This is a genomic window from Streptomyces sp. NPDC005435, from assembly GCF_040703155.1.
GTDB lineage: Bacteria > Actinomycetota > Actinomycetes > Streptomycetales > Streptomycetaceae > Streptomyces.
In genome coordinates this window covers 139,140-160,571 of record NZ_JBEXEQ010000017.1, presented here as the reverse complement: position 1 = coordinate 160,571, position 21,432 = coordinate 139,140, and the positions used below count along the sequence as shown (strand labels likewise).

At 72.1% G+C, this 21,432-nt stretch carries 21 protein-coding genes, 1 pseudogene and 1 riboswitch; of the genes and pseudogenes, 8 read left to right on the top strand and 14 right to left on the bottom strand.

The features are described from left to right. Positions 1–66: 66 nt before the first annotated feature. Positions 67–3,927 carry a hypothetical protein gene (locus AB0898_RS22600; RefSeq protein WP_366804755.1) on the bottom strand — a complete coding sequence of 1,287 codons (3,861 nt, stop codon included), beginning with the start codon at positions 3,925–3,927 and terminating at the stop codon, positions 67–69. On the opposite strand from AB0898_RS22600, the gene AB0898_RS22595 reads away from it, so the two are divergent. After that, on the top strand, positions 3,926–4,321 hold the full coding sequence (locus AB0898_RS22595) for a hypothetical protein (RefSeq protein WP_366804754.1): 396 nt from the start codon (positions 3,926–3,928) through the stop codon (positions 4,319–4,321). The two genes, AB0898_RS22600 and AB0898_RS22595, sit on opposite strands and share 2 nt — an antisense overlap. Positions 4,322–4,373: 52 nt before the next feature. Here AB0898_RS22595 and AB0898_RS22590 read toward each other — a convergent pair whose 3' ends face one another. The 6 genes and pseudogenes from AB0898_RS22590 to AB0898_RS22570 form a co-directional block, all read right to left on the bottom strand. Continuing rightward, positions 4,374–5,114, bottom strand: a complete 741-nt coding sequence (locus AB0898_RS22590; RefSeq protein WP_366804753.1) for a type I-E CRISPR-associated protein Cas6/Cse3/CasE — start codon at positions 5,112–5,114, stop codon at positions 4,374–4,376. Next, positions 5,111–5,746 (bottom strand): type I-E CRISPR-associated protein Cas5/CasD, encoded by a 636-nt coding sequence (locus AB0898_RS22585; protein ID WP_407078386.1) that lies wholly within the window; start codon positions 5,744–5,746, stop codon positions 5,111–5,113. The genes AB0898_RS22590 and AB0898_RS22585 overlap by 4 nt, the downstream gene beginning before the upstream one ends. Positions 5,747–5,801: 55 nt before the next feature. Next, a pseudogene (gene cas5, locus AB0898_RS31885) lies at positions 5,802–5,951 on the bottom strand (CRISPR-associated protein Cas5); the annotation flags it as partial. Next, on the bottom strand, positions 5,948–7,291 hold the full coding sequence (locus AB0898_RS22580) for a type I-E CRISPR-associated protein Cas7/Cse4/CasC (RefSeq protein WP_366804752.1): 1,344 nt from the start codon (positions 7,289–7,291) through the stop codon (positions 5,948–5,950). The pseudogene cas5 and the gene AB0898_RS22580, both read right to left, overlap by 4 nt. Next, complete coding sequence (gene casB, locus AB0898_RS22575; protein WP_366804751.1) at positions 7,288–7,872, bottom strand: type I-E CRISPR-associated protein Cse2/CasB; 585 nt, start codon at positions 7,870–7,872, stop codon at positions 7,288–7,290. The genes AB0898_RS22580 and casB overlap by 4 nt, the downstream gene beginning before the upstream one ends. Beyond that, a complete protein-coding gene (locus AB0898_RS22570) occupies positions 7,869–9,482 on the bottom strand; it encodes a type I-E CRISPR-associated protein Cse1/CasA (RefSeq protein ID WP_366804750.1) in 1,614 nt (537 codons plus the stop codon). Before AB0898_RS22570 ends, casB begins: the two co-directional genes overlap by 4 nt. A 498-nt stretch (positions 9,483–9,980) precedes the next feature. Between AB0898_RS22570 and AB0898_RS22565 the strand changes: the two genes are divergently transcribed. Further along, positions 9,981–10,532, top strand: coding sequence for a hypothetical protein (locus AB0898_RS22565; RefSeq protein WP_366804749.1), 552 nt, complete (start codon positions 9,981–9,983; stop codon positions 10,530–10,532). A gap of 32 nt (positions 10,533–10,564) precedes the next feature. Here the strand turns inward: AB0898_RS22565 and AB0898_RS22560 are convergent, their stop codons facing one another. The 5 genes from AB0898_RS22560 to AB0898_RS22540 all read right to left on the bottom strand — a co-directional run bounded on the left by AB0898_RS22560 (position 10,565) and on the right by AB0898_RS22540 (position 13,673). Next, positions 10,565–11,044: a hypothetical protein gene (locus tag AB0898_RS22560; RefSeq protein WP_366804748.1), complete on the bottom strand. Its 480-nt coding sequence runs from the start codon at positions 11,042–11,044 to the stop codon at positions 10,565–10,567. After that, positions 11,028–11,519, bottom strand: a complete 492-nt coding sequence (locus tag AB0898_RS22555; RefSeq protein WP_366804747.1) for an RNA polymerase sigma factor — start codon at positions 11,517–11,519, stop codon at positions 11,028–11,030. Before AB0898_RS22555 ends, AB0898_RS22560 begins: the two co-directional genes overlap by 17 nt. 143 nt (positions 11,520–11,662) lie before the next feature. After that, positions 11,663–12,283, bottom strand: coding sequence for a class F sortase (locus tag AB0898_RS22550; RefSeq protein ID WP_366804746.1), 621 nt, complete (start codon positions 12,281–12,283; stop codon positions 11,663–11,665). Further along, a complete protein-coding gene (locus AB0898_RS22545) occupies positions 12,280–12,741 on the bottom strand; it encodes a sortase-dependent protein (protein ID WP_366804745.1) in 462 nt (153 codons plus the stop codon). The genes AB0898_RS22550 and AB0898_RS22545 overlap by 4 nt, the downstream gene beginning before the upstream one ends. Positions 12,742–12,860: 119 nt before the next feature. Further along, positions 12,861–13,673 carry a DUF427 domain-containing protein gene (locus AB0898_RS22540; RefSeq protein WP_366804744.1) on the bottom strand — a complete coding sequence of 271 codons (813 nt, stop codon included), beginning with the start codon at positions 13,671–13,673 and terminating at the stop codon, positions 12,861–12,863. A 233-nt stretch (positions 13,674–13,906) separates the two neighbouring features. Here AB0898_RS22540 and AB0898_RS22535 point away from each other — a divergent pair, with 233 nt between their 5' ends. The 3 genes from AB0898_RS22535 (at position 13,907) to AB0898_RS22525 (ending at position 16,457) form a co-directional block, all read left to right on the top strand. Continuing rightward, on the top strand, positions 13,907–14,773 hold the full coding sequence (locus AB0898_RS22535; RefSeq protein ID WP_366804743.1) for an LLM class flavin-dependent oxidoreductase: 867 nt from the start codon (positions 13,907–13,909) through the stop codon (positions 14,771–14,773). Between the two features lie 52 nt (positions 14,774–14,825). Continuing rightward, a riboswitch (guanidine-III (ykkC-III) riboswitch) is annotated at positions 14,826–14,893 on the top strand. A gap of 11 nt (positions 14,894–14,904) precedes the next feature. Further along, positions 14,905–15,783 (top strand): MBL fold metallo-hydrolase, encoded by an 879-nt coding sequence (locus tag AB0898_RS22530; protein ID WP_366804742.1) that lies wholly within the window; start codon positions 14,905–14,907, stop codon positions 15,781–15,783. Between the two features lie 137 nt (positions 15,784–15,920). Next, complete coding sequence (locus tag AB0898_RS22525) at positions 15,921–16,457, top strand: hypothetical protein (protein WP_366804741.1); 537 nt, start codon at positions 15,921–15,923, stop codon at positions 16,455–16,457. A gap of 70 nt (positions 16,458–16,527) precedes the next feature. Here the strand turns inward: AB0898_RS22525 and AB0898_RS22520 are convergent, their stop codons facing one another. Next, on the bottom strand, positions 16,528–17,502 hold the full coding sequence (locus tag AB0898_RS22520; protein ID WP_366804740.1) for an NADP-dependent oxidoreductase: 975 nt from the start codon (positions 17,500–17,502) through the stop codon (positions 16,528–16,530). Positions 17,503–17,560: 58 nt separating this feature from the next. On the opposite strand from AB0898_RS22520, the gene AB0898_RS22515 reads away from it, so the two are divergent. The 3 genes from AB0898_RS22515 to AB0898_RS22505 all read left to right on the top strand — a co-directional run bounded on the left by AB0898_RS22515 (position 17,561) and on the right by AB0898_RS22505 (position 20,264). After that, positions 17,561–18,208: a TetR/AcrR family transcriptional regulator gene (locus AB0898_RS22515; RefSeq protein ID WP_366804739.1), complete on the top strand. Its 648-nt coding sequence runs from the start codon at positions 17,561–17,563 to the stop codon at positions 18,206–18,208. A gap of 312 nt (positions 18,209–18,520) precedes the next feature. After that, a complete protein-coding gene (locus tag AB0898_RS22510) occupies positions 18,521–19,543 on the top strand; it encodes an LLM class flavin-dependent oxidoreductase (protein WP_366804738.1) in 1,023 nt (340 codons plus the stop codon). A 22-nt stretch (positions 19,544–19,565) separates the two neighbouring features. Then, positions 19,566–20,264, top strand: coding sequence for a type 1 glutamine amidotransferase domain-containing protein (locus tag AB0898_RS22505; protein ID WP_366804737.1), 699 nt, complete (start codon positions 19,566–19,568; stop codon positions 20,262–20,264). A gap of 2 nt (positions 20,265–20,266) precedes the next feature. Here the strand turns inward: AB0898_RS22505 and AB0898_RS22500 are convergent, their stop codons facing one another. Beyond that, positions 20,267–21,427: an NAD-dependent formate dehydrogenase gene (locus AB0898_RS22500; protein WP_366804736.1), complete on the bottom strand. Its 1,161-nt coding sequence runs from the start codon at positions 21,425–21,427 to the stop codon at positions 20,267–20,269. Positions 21,428–21,432 lie beyond the last annotated feature (5 nt).

Here is a 21,432-nt window from a genome sequence, read left to right as displayed (position 1 = left end):
GAAACTCTCCTTGCTCAAAGGGGCCATGCCTGCCGGCTTCAGCGCTGGACCTCGCACAGTGTGGCGTCAACGGTGCGGGCATGGAGGGCATTTGTCGATGTTGCACTCTGTATGGGGGGTTTGCGGCGCACGCAGGTGGACGACGGCGATGTCCCAGACGGCGACCACCGCCTCTGGGGCGAGCTGGGACAGGACCGGGATTGCCTGATACCAGCCAGAGGTGGCCAGAGCGCGGTGGAGCGGCTTGATGGCGGTCTCCCTGGCGGCAGGTGCGGCAGAGGTCGTCTTCAGGGCCAGGTGCCGAATGGCGAGGGTGAAGGGGTCTGTTCCGGTCGGGTCGGAGACGGGGCAGGGGCGGTGGGGAATGCGGGCGACGTGTGAGGCCACCGCGGTCAGTGCTGCTGCTCCGCAGTGCGGGGCGCCGGGCAGCGTGGCCACCCGCAGGGCGGTGGTGGGGTCGCCCAGGGCCACGTGGAGTACCGCCAACGCGGCGGTGGGGAAGTGACCGCTTCCACGGTTGGCCAAATCCTTGGTCAGCCAGTCCAGTTGGCGGCCGGGGTGATCGCCGGCGCCGACGCACAAGAAGGCCTGTACGAGGACGTCTTCGGGATGCCGGGAGTGTGGGCTGCTTCGCGCCGGCTGCTCACGCGCGTACTCCCATGCGGTGTCGAAAATCAGTCGCTGTTCGGGTGGCAGGTGGGTGGTAGCCGGGAGCAGCTCTGCCAAGGAGGACAACAGCCCTTGGCTTCGAATCGTGTGCCGGGCGGCGTCCAGGCGCTTCAGCAGGGGAAGGACCAGTTCGGCCGCCGCTTCGGGCGCCACGGTCGCCAGTTCCGTCGCGACGGCGATCCGCACCGCGCGATCGGCCTTTCGCCAGGCGGCCCGGCCGCCGGCACCGTCCGGCCGCGTGTGCCGCGCGATCAGGCTCAGCGCGGACTCCACTTCACCTGCGCACGCCAAGGCATGCGCGGCGTACGGCCAACTCGTCGCGGCGGCTGCGGAGGCGGCCGCACGGGCTGCCGTTCGTGCGTGGTGGAGTGCCGCAGCCGCCTGGAGGGAGTCCGCGTGGGCCAGGGCCAGGGCGGCGTGCAGTCGCACCTGGTCCGCCGGGTGCCGTACGAGGTCCGGCAGGGGCGCGAGCTGCGCGGCCGCGCGGGTGCGGACGAGCGCTCCGGCCAGGTCCGGCAACCACACGGGAGCGTGACCGCTGCCGGGGGCGGCCGTGGGCAGGAGGGCGAGTGCCTGTTCCAGAGAGTGCTCTGCTTCACCGACCGCGCCACGGTCGGCCAATCGGAAGGCCTGGCCGGCGAGTTTGGTGGCCTCCGCGAAGGCTTGATCCTCGTTCTCGTCGAGGTCGGGTGGCCCAGGCTGTTCGACCGGCTCCGGAGGAAGGACGCGTTGTCCGAGCTCCAGCACGCGCGCGGAGGTTTCCGGTACGGCCCCGACATCGGCGAGGGCCTGGGAGAACACGGTGAGCGTGTGCCGGAAGCCGAACTCGGCGTGGAAGGCGTCCGCTGCCGAAAGCGGACCGGCGTCCACGGACAGTACGTGGTCGAGATACCGGCACGCCGCGTCCACGAGTGTCCCGGCCTGGACGGGCCGGTACCGCGCCAGGAGCGAGGCGGCGGCCGCGATCGCTGAGACGTTCTCCAGGGTGGGCGCCGCCTCCCACACCTCTGTCGCGTACGCCAGGACACGGTCGTGGAGACGGTCGGCGCGGTGGGGGGCCACGGATGCCACCAACTGCCAGAGCTGGATGGCGCCGGCCGCCGCGACTCCTTCGGCAGGGTCCGCGCCGGCGAGCGTCTCGGCCTGCTCTTCCAGCTCGTCCAGAAGCTCTGCCGCGCACTCCGGATGGTCCGGTGCCAGCAGGCGGGCGGCCGGCGCCCACGCCTCGTCGCGGGCCGTGTTCGTCCCCCGCGTGGAGCGGAGCAGGGCGAGGGCGTCCTCGTACTGGCCCGGGAGGCCGCGGCCGTTGCCCGGCGGGGCGGGGAACCCGGCATCGGGCCGGGCACCCGCGTCCACGACCTGCCCGGCGGAAGCGGTGCCGCCCCGGGGGTCCGGCTCGGGCATCGTCTCCAGCAGGGCCAGGGCCGCCTGCGCTGCCGCGATCTCCGCTTCGTCGGCGGCGTAGCCGAGACGGTACGTCTCCCGCAGGGCCGCACGCGCCCACCGTCCCGCCTCGCGTGCGGCATCGGCGGCCTGTTCGTCGCCCATGGCCTTCAGGACGTGGGCTACACCGGCCAGATTGAGCGCCTTGTCGACGGCTCGTCCGCAGGTGCCCGCGAGGGCGCGGGCCCGTTGAGCATCGCCGAGCCGGGCAACGGTCCGCACCACAGAGTCCGGCAGCGGCCGTACATGTGCCGACAGCAGCTCGCGGGATGCGGCGACCGCGGCCGCCGTGGCCAGGCTCGGCGGTGGCGAGCCGTCCGTGCCGGGCGGAGCCACGAGGTCAAGCTGAGCGAGAGCGACATCGGCTCCGGAGCGCCGGACGAGGCGGAGCTGACGCCGAGGGTCGAGGACCAGGGCCGTGAGCCGGCCGATGTTCTCTGCTTCGTGCAGAAGGCGCGGGTAGCCCGTGAGGACGTAGTCCGGGGTGTCCTCGGGCCACCCCGCGTCTTGGTAGTGCCGGGCCCAGCGGTGCAGATCGTCGGTGCGTTCGGCGAGGAAGCGGCTGCCCAACGAAGTGCGCGCGGTCTCGTACAGCGTGGCATGGGCCAGTACGAAGGTCTGCCGGCCGGCCTCCGCGTCCGCTTCGGTCCGTACGTTCAGGGGGAGACGTCCGGTGCGCGTGGGCGCCATGGAGCGGCCGGCCACGGTGCCGAGCTTCTCCTGGATGTCGTACGGCGTGGTTCCAGGGAGGAGGTCGCTCAGGTCCGCGCCGGTGAGAGCGCCTCGCGCCGAGACGAGCAGTCCCAGGAGCCGTCGGCCGATGTCCCGGTCGGCGAGAAGGGTCCGCAGCTCCACGGTGGCGGTGTCCCGGATGATCCTTGCGGCGGGGGAGTGGGACAGCCGCCGGACGATGGAGGCATCCCGCAGCGGATGGTCCGGTGCCAGTTTCACCGGAACGCGCGGGTGGGGGCGCCCGGTGACGATGACACGCATGCCGTACGGGGGGACCTTCGGCAGCAGCCCGGCGATGCCCGCGCTCTCCAGGCCGGCGTCCGCGTCCTCGTCGAGCCCGTCGACGAGCAGGACCAGGCGCCGATGGCGCTCCGCACGCGCGCGGGCCGCCGCCTCGTACAACAAGTCGAGGGCCGGCCGCTTCCGGTCCAGGGCAGGGCGACGCCTGCTCCCGGCCGCAGCGGCCAACTGCTCGCCCACCGCCAGTACGAAGCCGTCACGGCGGTCGGTGCCCAGGCGCCCCGCGACGACGTAATGCGCGACGTCCACCCCGGCGGGCAGCTGCCGGGCCGCGAACCAGGACACGAGAGCGGTCTTCCCGGCCCAGGGGCCCGCCTGCCACCACATGTACGAGGGGGCGCCGGCCGGAGCCGTGACGAACGCCCTCAGCTCGGCCACCTCCTGCTCGCGGTCTTCGAGGTCGCCGGGGAGGACGTCCAGGAGCGCCTGGGACGGCCCTTTCAGCAGCCGCCCTCGGGAAGCCGCGTGGACGCGGGGGCCATGGCCGCCCTGCCCGCCCGTGCTGACGCCCTGCGCCGCGCGCAGCCGACGGCCCCAAGCACCCACGGGCATGCGGACGTGCCCCGGCGTGCGCCGGGCCGCCCGGTCCTCCAGGAACGGGATGAGCACCTGCGTGACGTAGTCGACGTGACGTGGTCGCTGCGGGGGCGTCTTGTTGAACCAGTCAGAGAGGTTCGACTTGGCCACGGTGCAGCCGTGCTGCTCGGCTAGCTGGACGAGCCGTGTGTACGTGAACTCGGCACCGCCACCCGCCGCCGCGTAGAGCGTCTTCAGGTCGGCCATGAACGTCGGCACCTGCTTGACGTCGCCGCGTCCGCTCGGTGCGGAAAACTTCTCCGGACACATCTTCATCTCCTCTCTGACCTGCGTGAACAGCACGGACTGGCTTGTGCGGACATCGCCGTACGCTGCCCTGGAGGCGGATATCTGGGGGACCGCGCCCGGGGGAGAAGGCCACCGGGCGGAAATCCCGAGGGGGACGCACGTGTCCGTTCTGCTGCCCGTCCTGGAGTCCGTGCTCAAGGACGCCGCCACCGTTTCCGCCGCCACCGGTCTGACCTATGCCGGGGCCGTCGTCATGGTGGCGGCCTCTTCCGTTCTCTTCCGCAGCCCACAGCGTCGTCGTGACGCCCGGGCGACACTGACGATCCTGATGCGGCGCCGCGAAAAGCGCTGACACCTTCAGGCCTACCGCCGGCCCCTGTTGGGGTCCCCCGCCGGGATCGCGCTCAGCGGGTCAGGATCAGTCCGCAGCTGTAGGCGCGTGCGTGGCCGAGGCCGTTCGAGAGGACCTCGACGAGGGTTTCCGGGTCGGTGACGGTGAGGGAGCCGCGGATCTCGGCGCGTCCGATGCGGACCCGCTTGTTGCGGTGGCTGCTGGACACCGTCGGCAGCATGTGGACTCCCAGCGTGAGGGGGTCGGCGGTGGCGCCGATGCGGGGGACGCCGTCCTCGGCTCGCGCCGGTTCCCCGTCGGCCTGGAAGCGACGCGCGAACCAGCGTTTCACGTGGTCCGGAGTGGTGTGGGCGGTGCGGATGCCCCGTGTCTTCTCCGTTTCCCCCGTTTTCTCCGCGACGGGTTGGCCCGTGCGCCTGCTGCGGGTCGGGTTGACGACCGTACGGAAGCCGAAGACCTCGCCGGCCTTGAAGGTGCGGTCGACGGTGATGAGGTGCGGGGCCGCGGTGAAGGCCCCGCGCGGTATCCGGGACCAGTCGCCCGGGACCCGGGACTGCACGATCAGGACGAGCGCGGCCGCCTTCAGGTCCACCGACCACGTCGACAGGACACCCAGCTGAGCGCGGACCTCGGTGTCACCGTCCTCGACCCAGCCGTGGAAGCCGCTCATGACGGTGCGGTGCATCTCCTGGGCGTCGACCAGGGACTTGGCCACCAGAGGATGACGGGCGTTCAGGGTCAGGACCGAGTGGGTGGCGACGAAGCGGGCCGCTGAGGCCCGTGTGCTGTTCACGGGATGATGTCCCATCCGGTCGCGGTCGGTGCGATGGTGATACGGGTACGGGTCTCCCAGCGCGTGACATGGGCGCGCCGGGCCGGGTCGAAGCTGACCGGCTGATCGTTCACCCGCAGCGCCCCGCGCGTGCCCGACGGGACCTGGATCCAGGCCACGGGCCGTCGGCCCGAGGTGTCGGGTCCGTCCGGGCCGGGGAGCAGGAGCTTGGCGGCGAACGCGGTGGCGATGGTGCCGGGCAGGATCTCCGCGGCCAGGGTCCCGGAGGGCGGGCACGACTTCCGGCCGAGCCACAGCAGCCGCTTCGGGTGCTCCAGGGCGTAGGAGACCTCCTCCAGCAGCGCGCGGTCCTGGTGTTCGAGGCCGACGACGAACGCCGCGTCCGACAGGTACCAGCGCTCGGTGATCAGCGACGAACGCGACAGCTTTGCCGAGACGAGGGTCCCGGAGACGGAATCGGCCGTGATCTTCTTGGGCGCCCCGTACCAGCCGGCCAGTTCGTGGTGGCCGAAGCCCGGCCCTTCTGCGGCCTCCATGCTTGCGGCGACGGCAGCGGCGCGCCGGTGGTCGGTGATGATGTCCCGTGGCCGGAGCGGGAAGCGGCCCGCGCCGACCGTGTGGTAGTCGTGCACCGGGGTGGTCGGCGCGGACGCCGAAGGCCGGCGCGGCGAGGTCGTCCACGGGGTCGGTCCACTCCCGGCCGAGGGCCGCCGCGCACAGGCCGACGACCCCCGACTTGGTGGGGCGGACGTGGGTGTCGCGGCGGGTGAACCGGGACGCCACCCCCCAGGACTGCAAGGGGGCGGCGAGTCGTACGAGCAGGACGTGCGTGCTCATGCGGTCAGCCCCGCGGGGGAGTCCACGGGCTCGACACCGGCGTCCTCAAGAGTGCGGACGAGTTCGTCGATCCGCGGATCGTAGGTGAGGACACGGCCGGCCCTGATGTCGGTGCGGCGGCGGCTGACGAACGCGTGGTGCTTCAGCAGCCGCTTGACGGCGGCCGGACCGGCGGGGCCCTCGCCGTCCTTGTCCTCGGGGTTCTCGTCGATGGGACTCTGGAACGCGGCCGCGTAGTTGTACGGGCGCTCGCCCTCGAAGGCGAGGACCAGGGCGGGCAGCGAGCCGGTGGAGGCGGTCGAGTTCTTCTTGGCGTCGGGGAAGGCCTCCACGAAAGCGGTCACGAACTCGGTCTCGGCCGCGACGGACGCCTCTTCGGCCTCCTCGGCGGTCATCCCGGCCGCCCGCAGGTTCCTGCGCAGCCTCAGGCGGTCGAGTACCGCGTGGCGGTAGAAGGTACCGGTGATCAGCGACTGGTAGCCGGTCATGCCGGCACCGGAGTTGTCCGCCGCGTCGAGGAAATCCAGCGCGTTGGTCTTGCGGTCGAGCTTGGCGTCGTCCGCCGCGGCGTAGAAGTCGTCGACCTGTTCCGCCTCGTGCACGGTGAAGGCGTGGCTGCTCTGGACGGCGCCGTCGACGTTCGGGGAGTCCGCGATCTCCGCGAGGAAGCGGCCGTAGAGGGCGATGTCGATGGCGTCGCGCGGGGCGAGCGCGGTGAGGACGGCCGCGCGCGTCGCTTTCGGCAGCGGGGGCAGACTGGGCTCGCCGTCCCCGTCCGTTTTCGCCTCTTCCTGCCCGGCGTTCTTACGGGTGTTCCGCTTCGCCTTGGCCGCGGCCGCCGCGGTCTGCGCCGCCACGTACTCCCCGGTCCAGGCCCGGACGGTCTCGGCCTGTTCCGTGATGTGGGCGGCTATCCGTGCGCCGGCGTCCTTCGGGGCGAACAGCAGCACCTTGGTGAGGTTCGCGACGGTCTTCTTGGCGGGGTCACCGAACTTCAGACCGGTGGCCTCGATGACGGCGCGCGCGGTGCGGATGGCTTCGTCCGCATCCCAGCCGTGCTCGGAGGTGAGGCTGCGTGCGGTGGTCAGCGCCCACTCGCGGGTCCGGACGCCGGTGTTGCGGCCGGCCAGGGCGCCGAGGCCCGCGTTGGCCCGGTTCCGGGCGTGGACGCGCTCGGCCCTGCGCCGCGCCTGACTGGTGATCATGTGGCGTTCGGTGCCGCCGTAGACGATCGACTTGGGGGCACCGTTCTCGTCGCGGACGGGGAGAACGGCCACCAGGGTCTCCAGCAGGTGGAGGGAGAGGAACTGGCTTTTGGCGGGGGAGGCGTTGACGGTCACGTGGTGGAGTCCTCCTCGGCGGGGGCGGGAGCTGATGCGGGGGCGGACCGGCTGGCCGCGATCCGGGCGGGAGGCATGTGGAAGGCGACGCCCCACTCGTACGGAACGCGGGCTCTGCGGTCGTGCCACCGGGTGAGGTCGTCGACCAGCCGTGCCCAGGACGGCGGTTGCTGCTCACAGGCCCGCAGGCGTGCGACGGCGTGCTGCAGGTGCCGCCAGGGAATGCGACGGCTGGACACGATGCGGTCGACCAGACGAGCCGCGCCCGGGTCGGCCGGGCCCCGGCCGGCTCCGCTGCCGATGCGGCGGGCGGCCTCGCCGAGACTGCCGTACCCGGAGGCGGGCTTCGAGCGTCCTTGGTGGTAGACCGCGAACAGGAAGGCGACTTGGAGGTAGACCTCGCGCCGGGCCTGGGTGGGGCTGTACCACAGAGCCTGGAAGTGGGGCTTCTTCCGGACGTGGGGGCGCCGGAGTTCGGCGAGGCTCGCGTAGTCGCGGTTGTGGACGAGGCTGACGAGCCACGCCGTGAGGGCGGCGCTCTGCTCACTCACCTCGGTGTGTGCGCCGGTACTCGTCGTCATGGGGTCTCCCCTCGGAGTTCGGCCGGGGTCTTCGCCGTGGCCAGCTCTTCGTCGAAGCGCCGCAGTGCGGCCGCCCGGGCCTTCGCACCCTGCGAGTTCCTGGGCAGCGGGTCGAGGCATTCGGTGAGGAACCTGCGGGCAGCGGTGGCGACGGAGGCCGCGTACTCGTGAAGGGAAGCCTGGACGTCCTCGCCCAGCGTGGTTTCCTCCATCAGCAGATCGAACGACTCCCGCGTCGCGGCCCAGTGCCGGCCACGGGCGTCGAAGCGTGCGATCTGGGCGTTCTTGTCAGCCGGTTTGGGGTTCGGGTACGCCACCTTCCACGCCGCGTCGGCCGCCCTGTACAAGGCGGCCGCCACGGACTCGGCGATGACCGAACCTCGGTAGGAGGCCAGGTACAACGCGGCCTCCAGTCCGGGCGCGAACGGGAAGACACCGTCGACCCAGGTGATGGCCGTCGTCTGCTTGGCCACGAACCCGACCGTCCACAGGTCGACGCGTCGCGCGGGCTGCTGACCGGGCTCGGGGGCGACGTCCTCGGCCGGGAAGAGCGCGAGCCGCCGGTACAGGGTGGCCCCGTCGTTGCCGCCCGCCTCCGAGCGTGCCTCGGCCACGGCCGCGTAGAGGGCGTGGGCCTCCCGCCAGACGGCCCGCGTCGCCGAAGCCCACAGCGGCTTGCTGGTGCCGTCGGCCGTCTTGGCGTGGACGGCGTCCTGCATGTGCTCGTCCGTCAGCGCGAGCAACTCACCCGCGGCGAGCAGCACCCGGTCCACATGCTGGCCCGTGCGGGTCGGACGGAGCAGGACCGAACGGCCGAGACAGCTGTGCAGATCGGCCGGACCGGTGACCGGGCGGCCGCTCGGTTTGGTCTCGAACCCCCGGCGTTCCTTGCCGGCGGTCCAGGTGCGGTTCAGCTCCCCCGGCGGTCCGGGAACCGGAGCCAGGTTCAGGCGCAGTGTCTCGCCGAGACTGGTGCCGAGGGCGAGCACCCGGATGCGGGCGCCGAGGCGGGTGGTGGCCAGGTTGGTGATGGTGGGGCCCAGCGTCTCCTTGCCGGAGATCCTGGCGCGTCCGGCGGGACCGTACACGTGCTGGGTGAGCATGGCCCGGAACGCCTGCGCGACGGGGAGCGGGCTGGGGTGCTCCAGGTGGTGATGGTCGAAGAACTGGTTGTAGTCCCCGACTCGCTCGATCACCAGCTGCGCCGGGCCCGCTCCGTGCTCATCCAGGTAGGGCGCGAGCAAGGAGTTCTGGCCCAGGGGTTCCAGGGGATGGAACAGATCCCAGATCTCGTCCGCCGGGCGCCGGGCGAGCCACTCGGCAGCAGGCCGGAGCGCGTCCTTCCGATCCACCCAGGCAGGCCACCGCGCGGCCGACTCCGGATACGTGCCGGAGGCGTAGCAGATGGCCAGCAGGAACTCGATGACCACGACCTTCTCGCCCGGCGTGCCCCCTTCCACACTCCGCAAGTCATCGGCATCGCGGAAGAGTTCCACCAGGCTCAGATCGACGAGCCGCTCATCAAGGGTCAGTGCCGGGACACAGGGTGACTCGCGAGGGTCCCACCGAGGGCGAACGCCCCCATCACGTAAGCCACTTGACTCCGTCACCCGCTCCCCCTTCCCGCCTGCTCCCCACGGGCGCCTGCTTGAACGCGACAGGACGCTAGCAGCCCGGGGGGTCCAAAGCGGCAAGTTCTGCGAATCTCCAAGTATGCGGTTAAGGAGGGGAGTTGAGGGGCAAATGGTGACTGCGGCCGGTGCGGCTTCGTTGCGCGGACATGCACGTGCGCGGAGGTCGGTTCCGGCGCCGCCGGGCGGAGGCGATACCGTGCCGTCGTGTGCATCTCAACAGGTGAGGCCGCGTTTTCCGGCACGGTCGTGTACTGCGGGCGGCGGCATCACCCGGAGCACGGGGTCATTCACGTGCTGGGTTATCAGAACACCGCTGCCAACTTGGCCGATGGCCCGAACGCCATGGTGCTGCACCTGCCGACCAGGCGGCTCAGTCCCGGGCAGTTTCTCTCCGTCGGGCGTGCCGGTGACGTCCTGCGCCGTATGGTCACCGCCGTCGAATCCGCAGCCGTGGCGGATGACGGGATCGCGTGGATGGGGGCGGCATCCCGGTCCGTCCAGGTCTTCGACCACGACATCTACACGGTGCTCCTCGCCACGGACCCCACCGCGGTGCCCGCCGCGCTGGGGCAGGTGCCGCCGCACCGGCGTCCCGCGCTCGGCCCGGAGCTACTTCGTTTCTACGCCGACCACTTCCCCGACCACACCATCGCGGTGTGCTGCTTCGACAACGCCGACGCGCGCCGGGCCAGGCCCCTGCTGCTGTGGTACCCGCCCCTCGACCCCGACCGGCTGAACGTGCCGGCCCTGGACAGCCACACCGGGGCGGCGCCGGACCTCGACGCCGCCGTGCCCGTGGACCACTGGGTGCTGTTCTCCACCGACCAGGCCCCGTCCGGCTGGGGCGCACCCGTCGCGTATCCCCAGGGCGTGCGGCACCGCCTTCGCGCCTTCCTCCCCACCGCGGTCGTGGGCCGGCACTACGGCCACGGGCAGACGCTGCCCAACGGGGACTTCACCATCCACCACCGCGACCTGCTCGCCGGCGACCTCGACCGCATCGAGCGTCTGCGGCCGAAGCGCTGACCGTCCGCAAGGCGCCGCGCCCGCAGGGGACTTCACCGGCGCCCGCGTGAGGGTGAAGCCGTCATGGTGCCCCCGCGCGAGCGGGCCATGGGGGCCGCGGGGGCGGAGAAGCGGCGGCCCGACGGGACGGCGGAGGGCGAGGTGGTCGCGGCCGTACGGGGGGCGCGAGCCGTCGGCGTCCGCGTGGCGGGGCCGGGGGTGGCCGGGGGAAGCGACGCGGCCGGGGTCGGCACGGCCGAGGGGCTGCTCGCGGGCGGCGGGGCCAGGGGGACCGACGGGGTTGCCGGGGCCTGGTGGGCCGTACGCAGCAGCGGCAGGGCGAACAGGGAGGCGACGACGCAGGTCACCCCCGCTCCTACGGCGGCGCGCACGACGCGGCGGCGGGCCGCGCCCCGGCGGATCTCCTCGTAGCGGCCCGGGGGAGGCGCGAGGTGCGCGGCGGGCGGCCGCATGATGACGGCGAGGGGGTCGTCGGGGCCGAAGTCGGGACCCTCGTCACTGTATGTGGTCAAGGCTTCTCCTCAGATGGGCGCGGAGCAGTTCGCGGGCCGCGTGCAGGTCGGCCTTGACGGTGCCTTCCTTGCGCCCGGTCAGCACGGCCACCTCCCGTATCGGCAGGTCAGCGTAGTAGTGCAGGAGGGTCGGTGTGCGCAGTCGTTCGGGGAGCGCCTGGACGAGCAGACGCACCGAGGGGTCGGTCTGCTCGGCGGGCGGCAGGACGGAGGCCTCCACGGTGGCGCGGCGTACGGCCCTGCGCTCGCGCTCCATGCGGCGCCAGTGGTCCCGGACGAGGTTGGCGGCCGTGACGTAGAGGAAGCCCCGGGGCTCGGACACGGACGTCCAGCGGGCCCAGAGGCGGGTGAACGCCTCCGAGGCGATCTCGTGGGCCGTCTCGTCGTCGTCGACCAGACGGCGGCACCAGCCGGCCAGGCGCGGGTAGAGGGCGGCGAAGAGCTCTGCCGCCGCCTTCTCTCGGGACCGTTTCAACGTTCTCCATGGGGGATGGGGGCAGTCTTTCGGGCCGGAGGCCCGGGCGCCTCCGGGCCGGGCGGGCCCGGGGTGCCCACGGGGAAGACCCCGGGCCGGCGGCGTACGTTCCGCCGGCCCGGGATCGTGCGGGTGGCGACCGGTCAGGGGTGCGCGGTGTCCGATGCGGCGAAGACGATCACGTTGTCGCGATAGCCGTCGCCGGTGCGGGGCCCGCCGCACGTGATGAGCCGCAACTCGGGCCGGTCGACGTCGCCGTAGACCGCCTTCGTGGGGAAGCGGTCCTTGGCGACGGTCCGTACGGAGGTGACCGTGAACCGGGCCGACGTGCCGTTCTCCAGGCGCACCGTGATCCCGTCGCCCCGGCGCAGCCGGTCGAGCCGACGGAAGACACCGTCGCCGTACGCGCCGACCGTGACATGGCCGAGGATCACCGACGGACCCTTACGGCCGGGCGTCGGCGAGTTCTCGTACCAGCCCGCCCGGTCGTGCGCCGTGATCGGGGGCACCTGCACGCCGCCGCCCGGGGTGAGCCCGAGCCGCATGACGGGGGTGTCGACGCCGATCCCGGGAATCCGCAGCCGCACGGGTGCCGAACTGCCGCTTCGCTCCCGGGAGTTCACCGGGTTCGTAGGGGACGGGGCGGTCGCGTGCGTGTGCACGGGGGTTCCGGCGGAGATTCCGGTGCCGTCGTGGCCGGCGCAGCTCGCGAGCACGGGGAGCAGCGCGGCGGCGACGAGCGCGCGCCTGGAGAAGCGGGTCATACCCCGGTCGCCCGTCGGCGGCGCACGAGGAAGACGGCCGCGCCGCCCACCGCGAGGGCGCCGGCGGTGCTGCCGCCTATCAGCGTGGCGGACCAGTCGGAGTCGTCCGAGGCCGTGGTCACCCCGGTGTCGGGAGCGCCGCTGGGTACGACGGAGACCTGGCCGCGCCCCTTGCCGGGCACGGCGGACGGTACGGGGGCCGGCACCCCGCCCGGCTTACGGCCGGGGACCGCGCTCGGCACCGCGCTCGGCACCCGGGTGGGGACCGCGCTCGGCACCCGGGTGGGGACCGCGCTCGGCTCCGCGCCGCCCGGGGCGCTCGGCCGCGCCGACGGAACGGCGGTGGACGGTGCGGACGGCCGGGCGGTCGGGGTCGCCCCGTGGGCGAACGCGGGCACCGTGCTCGCCAGCACGGCGACGCAGGCGGCCGCCGTGGCGCTGAGGACTGTTCGGCGCATGAATCGCTCTCTCTCGTCGGCCCGCCCGGCGCATGGCCGGGCGGGCTGTGTGATGGATCGAGCGGAGAGACGAGACAGAGGCGGTACGGGTTGTAAAGGGACGGCAAAGTCGCGGCAGTTCAGGAATCCGGGCCCGGCGACCGCCTGGTGAACGGTGTGACGGGGCGCTCCAGGCGTTCGCCGTCCACGGTGATGTCGACCGCCTCGTTGTAGAAGGCGAGGAGGTCCTTGACGGCGCCGACGGCGGGCAGCGGGCGGGGGTAGCTCCAGAGGACGTTCGGCGGGACGTCGCCCTCGCCCCGCCAGGACCAGTACGTGGCGGTCCCCTTGTACGGGCACCCGGTGCTGTGGCCGGTGTGCTCGAACAGGTCCAGGCGTACGTCCTCGCGCGGGATGTAGTACCGCGTCGGCAGTCCGGTCTCGAAGAGCAGCACCGGGCGACGGGTGTCGGCGACGACGGTGCCGTCGACCGTGACCTGGACATGGCGGCTGCTCGGGAGGGCGTCCACCCGTTTGTGCGGGTCGCGGGGGTGGACGAAGATCTCCTCTTCCTCCTCGTACCAGTGGTCCAGGCCCCGGCCCACCCGCGCGGACCACTCGAAGGCGATGTGCCCGGCCAGGTCCTCGGACGGGAAGGTCCAGGCGGCGTTCTCCCGCAGGCGGCCGTCGATGTCGAGGTCGTAGAAGATCCGCGAGCCACTGTGCGTGCCGAGCGGCGGGTTCTCCGCCGGGCGGAGCAGCTCCTCCCGGACCTCCTCGCGCGGGAAGGCGTACAGCGGTACCGGCGTTCCCGGCTCCCACACGAGTACGGGGTGCCTGCTGTCGACGACAGTGGTGTTGCCCGTACGGCCGCGTACCCAGCGTTCGGAGGGTTCCCACCGGATGCCCTCGGGGGTGGTCCTGACGGTCGGAGCGGTGGGGGGCGCGGTCATGACCGGTACTCCTTCGGCTTGCTCACGCGGTGACCGGGACGGCACGGGCACGGCTCTCGCGTCGCGCCGCGCGCTGCTCGGGGCGGACACCTCAAGGTACTTTCCGGCGGCACCGCCGTCCTGCGTGCGCGCCACCGCCGTCCTCCGCGCGCCCTCCTCCGCGTTACGCGCGCCGCGCTCCGGCGCCCGGGAATCCGATTGCTCCCGCGCGCCCGGCCCCGCATCCTGCTGGGATGCGCTTCTCCGTCAACATCCCCAACTTCGGTGACTTCGCGGACCCCCGTAACGTGGCGACCCTGGCCGTCGCGGCCGAACAGGCCGGCTGGGACGGGCTCTTCGTCTGGGACCACGTTCTGCACCGGCGGCATCAGGGGCGCCCCTTCGGCGACCCCTGGATGCTGTTGACCGCGGCCGCGCTGGCCACCTCCCGGATCCGGCTGGGCACCCTGCTCACGCCGGTTCCCCGCTACCGTCCGCAGCAGCTCGCCCGCCAGGTGGCCACCCTCGACCGGCTCAGCGGCGGCCGGGTGACCTTCGCGGCGGGGCTGGGCGGCCCGGTCGAGGACGAGTACCGCAGCTTCGGTGACACCGCCGCGCCACGCGTGCTCGCCGAACGGCTGGACGAGGGACTGGAGTTGCTGACGCGCCTCTGGTCCGGCGAGCCCGTCGACCACCACGGCCGGCACTACGAGGTCCGGGACGTGACACTGCTGCCCGCCACCGTGCAGCGGCCCCGCCCGCCGGTGTGGATCGGCGGGTTCTGGCCGCATCGCGCGCCCATGCGGCGGGCGGCGCGGTGGGACGGCGCGGTCCCGCTCTTCGAGTCGGCCCGGCACGGTCACGCACCGGACGTGGCCGAATTCCGGGAGCTGGTCGGCTACGTGCGCGAACACCGGGCGGCGGCCGGCGCCGAGCGCCCCTTCGACTTCGTGCTCGGCGGCGCCACGCCCCCGGACCCGGCCAGGGCCAGGGATGTGATCGGTCCGCTGTACGACGCCGGCGCCACCTGGTGGGACGAACGACAGCTCCAGGACGGCCCCGGCCTGGACCGTCTGCCCCCGGTGCTCCGCCGCGTAGAGGCGGGGCCGCCGGTGCTCTGATCAGCCGTTCGGGTGAACCCGGCCGGCACCTCGGTCCCGTGGTAACTTCACCTCGGAGGCGCGCAGGTGCCGGCCCCGGACGAGATGTGCGCCGTACCCGGCCCGCGAAGACGACGCACTCAGGAGGCGTCGTGGCCGCAGGCACATCCTTCATCGACTTCGGCAGTCCGGTACTCCGGCCCCGCGAGCTGGACGTCCGCTGGATCCACGGCTCACCGTCGGCCAAGCACAACACCGATCCGGACATCCAGGTCCACGAGTACGACGACCACACGGTCATCCTGCGGCAGAACATGGCGATCAACTACGAAGCGCCGTTCCTTTTCCTGCTGTTCGGCAACACGCGGGCCGTGCTGATCGACACCGGAGCCACCGCGTCCGCCGAGTTCTTCCCGCTGCGCCGAGTGGTCGACGGGCTCGTCGACGACTGGCTCGCCCGGCACCCCCGCGAGGACTACCAGCTGCTGGTACTGCACACCCACGCCCACGGCGACCACATCGCGGGCGACGGCCAGTTCGCCGGCCGCCCCGGCACCACCGTGGTCGGCGCGGACCTCACCACGGCCTGGAAGTACTTCGGCTTCGACGCGGACCCCACCGCCGTGACACGCGTCGATCTGGGCGGCCGCACGCTCGACTGCCTGGCCACTCCCGGGCACCACGAAACAGCGGTCACGTTCTACGACCCGTGGACCGGGTTCCTGCTCACCGGCGACACCGTCTACCCGGGCCGGCTCTACGTCCACGACTGGGCCGCCTTCACCCGTACCGTCGACCGCCTGATCGAGTTCTGCGCGCACCGGACGGTCACCCATGTCCTGGGCTGCCACATCGAGATGACCACCGAACCGGGCGTGGACTACCCGGTCCGCACCACCTACCAGCCCGACGAACCCCCGCTGCAGCTGACCACCGGTCACCTGCGCGAGATCCGCGCCGCACTGGACGAGATCGGGGACCGGCCCCGGCGGCTCGCCCGCCCCCGTTTCGTCGTCTGTCCGTACGGCTGAGCCGTGTCCGAAAGCCCGTGCGGGACAGGCCGTACCGGGGGTGTCGCAACGTCCGGTTTCGCCCGCCCCCGGCCGATCGGCGGACTACGGTTGGGTCATGACGTTCCGTCAGCCGCGGCCCCGCGAGGAGGAGCCCTGTGTCATCTCCCTGTGACCCGGCGAACGCCCCTGTCGGCGACGTGGGCGCCGCGCTCATGATGGTCGACTCGCGGCTCCACGCCATCTACGACGACAAGACCGACGCCGACCCCGAACAGCAGGAGCTGCTCGACCAGTTCGCCGCGACCCTGGGCCCCCTCGGGGTCGACGCGCTGCTGAACGGGACCTGCACGCTCATCTACATGTACATGAAGTGGCTGCGGATGGCGTGCCAGGAGCACGACAAGGACGTCATCGAGTACGTCGTGCCCACGCTCGTGGCCACAATGCGCATGATGCCCAGAACCTTCCGGCCCGAGGTCATCCCCACCATGGCCGGGCTGGTCGTCGCGGCGGGCACCGGCCTGAGCCCCAACCTGTGGCGCGGCCAGTACGGACGCTGGACCGACGCCGAGATGAACCCGCTGGAGGCGACGGCCGTCCTGCTCGCGGAGCAGATCAACCGCATCTCCGACGACCGCGAGTTCGCCACCCGCCTGATCGCCGAGGCCCTGACCGCGACGGACAAGTCCTGAACCGGGCGCGCCGCATGGACGTACCGCATCCGGACGCGCCGCATCCGGGCGGGTTCCTCGGCGCGGGCCCCTAGAGGTCCGCGGGTCCCTGGAGGTCGATGACGACCTTGCCCCGCACATGCCGGCCCGCCTGGAGCTCGGCCGCGCGGCGGATCTGCTCGACCGGGAAACCCGCCGCGACGGGAACCCGCAGCCGGCCCGCCGCCACCAGGCCGGCGATCTCCTCCAGGGCACCGGGCGCCGCGTTCGCGCCGTTCGCCGCCGCCACGCCGTCGACCTGGGCGGCGATGGTGCGGATGCGACGGTCGGGGACGCCGAGCTCCCGTGCGACGCGCACCGTCTCCACCCCGTGCAGGTCGAGGGCCGCGGTGACGCCGCCGGGAGCGAGGGCGCGGACCCGGTCGGCCAGACCGTCGCCGTAGACGACCGGCTCGGATCCGAGGTCGCGCAGGTGAGCGGCCGATGCCGCCGATCCCGTCCCGATCACGCGCGCTCCCGCGATCCGGGCCAGCTGGACGGCGAAGACCCCGACCCCTCCGCCCGCGCCGCCGATCAGCACCGTGTCGTCCGGGCCGAGGCCGATCTCGGCGAGGGCGGCGGACGCCGTGCGGCCCGCGATCGTGAGGGTGGCGGCGGTGCGGTCGTCGACGCCGTCGGGCGTGTGGTGGGCCTCGTCCGCCGCGGTCGTTCCGGCCGCGTCGACCACCACGAAGTCGGCGACCGCGCGGGACAGGGCACCCCCGAACACCCGGTCACCGGGGGCGAAGCCGGTCACCCCGTCGCCGACCTGGTCGACCACGCCCGCGTAGTCGGTGCCGAATCCGGCCGGCAGGGTCAGGCCGAACCGGGCGGCGGTGTCCGCGTCGGCGGTCATGATCCAGTCCATCGGGTTCAGACCCGCCGCGGTGACCCGCACGCGGACCTGTCCGGGACCGGCCTGCGGCGCGGGAACCTCGCGTACGTCCAGGACTTCGGGGCCGCCGAACGAATCCAGCCGGACCGCCCTGCCGCCGTCCGCGAGGGCCTGCTTGCTCTGTGCCGACATGGGTCGCCTGTCTCCTTGGGCCGAGGGAAAACATCGAAACGGACTATGCTCCGTTTACATGAACGACCGTAACATAAACGGAGCGCGTTCCGTTTCCGGTGGCGCGGAAGCCCGCCCCCCACGGGCGGACGCGGCCCGCAACCGCGACCAGCTGCTCGCCGTGGCGACCCGTGTCTTCATGTCCGCCGAGGCCGAGCCGTCGATGCGCGCGATCGCCCGTGAGGCCGGGGTCGGCATCGCCACGCTGTACCGCCACTTCCCGACCCGTGAGTCCCTCGTCGACGCGGTCTACCAGGATCAGGTCGTACGGCTGACCGGCGGCGCCCACGAGCTGCTCGGCGAGCTGCCCCCGGCCGCGGCGATGCGGCGCTGGATGGACCTCTTCGGAGACTGGATCGCCACCAAGAACGGCATGCTCGACACCCTGCTCGCGATGATCGAAGCGGGCGAGATCACCCATGCGCGGACACGGACCGAGCTGCTCACGGCCATCACCACGATCCTCGACGCGGGCCGCGCGGCGGGCGACCTCCGCTCCGACGTCGCCGCCGACGACATCGCCGCCTCGCTCATCGGCATCTTCACCGTGGCCCCCCGGCCCGGACAGGAGGCCAAGGCGGGCCGCCTGCTGGACCTCCTGATGGACGGCCTGCGGCCCACCGCCCGGCCGGGCGGCCTCGAACCGCCGGCCGGCCGCGCGGACTGACGAGCCGACGCTCTGCCCGGACGACTCCGCAAAGCCGAGCGGGACGACTCCGCAGGGCCGAGCGGGACGGCGCCGCGGAGCCGACCGGCCAGGGGGGCGGCGTCTCCGTCGCCCCGAACCGGCCGGGCGATCCCCGCCGGCCCGCGCGCCGGCTCTGTTTGCGGGCCGGTCCCGCGTATGACACCTTCGCTGTGGAGGCACTCCCTCCCGAGGAGTGCGGCGCCGCATCCGATCACGGGCGCACCGACCGGGCGCCGTCCGTGGTCCGCCCGCAGAACGTGAGCCGAAACAGCCACGAAGGACCGAGCCGGCATGACAACCTCGCGCGTCCCGCTGTCGATCCTCGACCTCGTGCCCGTCGCCTCCGGCACCGACACGACCACCGCGCTGAACCAGTCCGTGGAGCTGGCACACCTCGCCGACGCACTCGGCTACCACCGCTACTGGTACGCCGAGCACCACAACGTCGTCACCTTCGCCTCCTCCGCCACCTCGCTGCTCATCGGCCGGGCCGCCGAGCACACCGAGCGCATCCGGCTCGGCTCGGGCGGCGTGATGCTGCCCAACCACAGCCCCCTGATGGTCGCGGAGTACTACGGCACGCTCGCCGAGATGTACGGCGACCGCATCGACCTCGGCCTCGGCCGCGCCCCCGGAACGGACCCGACCACGGCCGCCGCGCTGCGCCGGGGCGCCGCCGCCACCGACACGTTCGTCGAGGACGTCGTCGAGCTGCACCGCTACCTCGGCTCCCGCGACGGGGGACCGGGCTCGGTGACGGCGCTGCCCGGCCGGGGCACCGAGGTCCCCCTCTGGATGCTCGGTTCGAGCCTCGACGGTGCCGCCGTCGCCGCGTACCTGGGGCTGCCGTACGCCTTCGCCTCGCACTTCGCGCCCCAGCTGCGGCACCAGGCGCTGGCGCTGTACCGCTCACGCTTCTCGACGGAGTTCGGTACGGCCGAGATCAAGCGGCCGTACGCCATGGCGGGCGTCAACGTCCTCGTGGCGCCGACCGACGACGAGGCGCATCACCTGTTCACCACCGCCCAGCAGATGGCCGCGGGCATCTACACCGGCCGGCGCGGCCCGCTGCAGCCTCCGGTCCAGGACCTGGCGGCCGTGCTCAGCCACGAGGTTGCGCACTTCGTGGACGACTTCCAGCAGGTACGCGCGGTCGGCTCGCCGGAGACGGCCGTCGCCGAGCTGGAGGCGATCGTCGCGGACCTGGAGGTGGACGAACTCATCATCACCACCTACACGTACGACCCCGCGCACCGCGCGCGTTCGTTCGCGCTGCTCGCCGAGGCGTGGGGTCTGGACGGCCACGCCGGCTGAGCCGGGGAAACGAGGGGCGATCATGGCAAGGATCCTGATGGTGCTGTCGGGCGTCGACTACTGGACGCTCGACAACGGCGACAAGCACCCGTGCGGTTACTGGGCCGAGGAGTTCGTGGTTCCGCACCGCGTCCTGAGCGAGGCGGGGTTCACCGTGGACATCTCCGCCCCCGACGGCGGCAAGCCCGTGCCCGACCCGGTGAGTCTCAAGCCCGAGGTCGCCGGTCCCAAGGCGCCCGAGTACGCCGCGTACATCAAGGAACACGCCGCGGAGTTGGCGAGCCCGCTGCCGTTGTCCGAGGTCGACGTGGACCTGTACGACGCGATCTTCATCCCCGGTGGTCACTCCCCGATGGAGGACCTCGCGTACGACCCCGATCTCGGCCGGATCCTCCAGGAGGCCGAAGCCGTCAAGAAGATCATCGCACCGGTCTGTCACGGCCCCGCCGGGCTGCTGTCGGCGAACCTGCCCGGCGGCCGCTGGCTCTTCGAAGGCCGCACCATGGCCGCGTTCAGCAACGAGGAGGAGAAACTCAACGGCACCGCGGAACACGCCCCCTGGCTGCTGCAGAACATGATCACGGCGCGCGGCGGCAAGGTCGAGGACGTCAAGGCGTGGGACCCGCACGTCATCGTCGACGGCAACCTGCTCTCCGGCCAGAACCCGGCCTCCGCCGGGCCGCTGGCCGAAAAGGTCGTCTCTGTGCTCAACAGCCGCTGAAATCAACCCAGTTCGTACGACTGAGCGCCCGCGCCCGCGAGGTTTCCCCCGTCGACGATGAGGTACTCCTCGCACATCGGGCGCCCCTCGAAATAGCACTGCAGGATGTCGAGGGTGCCCGCGGCGTAACGTGCCTGCGCGGACAGGGTCGTTCCGGAGATGTGGGGCGTCATGCCGTTGAACTGCATGGTGCGCCAGGGGTGTTCGAGCGGCGCGGGCTCGGGGAACCAGACATCCCCCGCGTAGCCCGCCAGTTGGCCGGACGTGAGCGCCTGTACGACGGCGTCGCGGTCCACCAGTCGCGCGCGCCCGCAGTTGACGAGATACGTCCCGCGCTTCATCTTGCCGAACATCTCCGCGTCCAGCATGTTCTCCGTCGAGGGGTACAACGGCAGTTGCAGGCTCATGATGTCGATGTTGCGGACCATCGACTCCAGATCGGGATGGTAGGTGAGGCCGAGCTTCCGCTCGGTCTCCGCGTCGAGCGGGTGCCGCTGGTGGTAGTGCAGTTCCAGCCCGAAGGGCTTCAACCGCTCCAGCACGGCCAGCCCGATCCTCCCGGCCCCGACAGCCCCGTACTTCATCCCCTGGACGTCGTAACCGCGCTCCACGCAGTCCGCGATGTTCCAGACGCCACCGGCGGAAATGGTGTGTGCCGGCAGGTAGTTGCGGACCTGGGCGAGGATCATCATGACGACGTGCTCGGCCACGCTGATGCTGTTCGAGCCGGTGACCTCGGCGACGGTCACATGCGCCTCGGCGGCTGCCTTCAGGTCGACGTGATCGGAACCGATCCCCGCCGTGAGCGCCAGCTTCAGCTTCGACGCCTTGGCGAGGCGCTCCTTCGTGAGATACGCCGGCCAGAAGGGCTGCGAGATGACGACCTCGGCCTCGGGCAGGTATTTCTCGAACTCGGACTGCTCTCCGTCCTTGTCGCTCGTCACGATGAAGGTGTGGCCGAGCTTTTCCAGGTAACTCCGCAGTCCGAGTTCACCCGAGACGCATCCGACGAGTTCACCCGGGGTGAATCCGAGCGGGCCCTCGGGAGCGGGCGCCGGCCGGCCGTTCGGATACCAGGGGACCTCCGGAATACCGTCCCGGGCGTAGACCGGGGGATATCCGGACTGGGGGTCGGGATAGAGCACACACAGAATCGTCGCCATCAGCA

Coding starts and splice junctions, on each gene's coding strand:
- AB0898_RS22600 (WP_366804755.1), bottom strand. CDS start 3,927: ATGGCCGACCTGAAGACGCTCTACGCGGCGGCGGGTGGCGGTGCCGAG.
- AB0898_RS22500 (WP_366804736.1), bottom strand. CDS start 21,427: ATGGCGACGATTCTGTGTGTGCTCTATCCCGACCCCCAGTCCGGATAT.
- AB0898_RS22540 (WP_366804744.1), bottom strand. CDS start 13,673: ATGACCGCGCCCCCCACCGCTCCGACCGTCAGGACCACCCCCGAGGGC.
- AB0898_RS22515 (WP_366804739.1), top strand. CDS start 17,561: ATGAACGACCGTAACATAAACGGAGCGCGTTCCGTTTCCGGTGGCGCG.
- AB0898_RS22545 (WP_366804745.1), bottom strand. CDS start 12,741: ATGCGCCGAACAGTCCTCAGCGCCACGGCGGCCGCCTGCGTCGCCGTG.
- AB0898_RS22510 (WP_366804738.1), top strand. CDS start 18,521: ATGACAACCTCGCGCGTCCCGCTGTCGATCCTCGACCTCGTGCCCGTC.
- AB0898_RS22565 (WP_366804749.1), top strand. CDS start 9,981: ATGGGGGCGGCATCCCGGTCCGTCCAGGTCTTCGACCACGACATCTAC.
- AB0898_RS22550 (WP_366804746.1), bottom strand. CDS start 12,283: ATGACCCGCTTCTCCAGGCGCGCGCTCGTCGCCGCCGCGCTGCTCCCC.
- AB0898_RS22505 (WP_366804737.1), top strand. CDS start 19,566: ATGGCAAGGATCCTGATGGTGCTGTCGGGCGTCGACTACTGGACGCTC.
- AB0898_RS22595 (WP_366804754.1), top strand. CDS start 3,926: ATGAACGTCGGCACCTGCTTGACGTCGCCGCGTCCGCTCGGTGCGGAA.
- AB0898_RS22520 (WP_366804740.1), bottom strand. CDS start 17,502: ATGTCGGCACAGAGCAAGCAGGCCCTCGCGGACGGCGGCAGGGCGGTC.
- casB (WP_366804751.1), bottom strand. CDS start 7,872: ATGACGACGAGTACCGGCGCACACACCGAGGTGAGTGAGCAGAGCGCC.
- AB0898_RS22535 (WP_366804743.1), top strand. CDS start 13,907: ATGCGCTTCTCCGTCAACATCCCCAACTTCGGTGACTTCGCGGACCCC.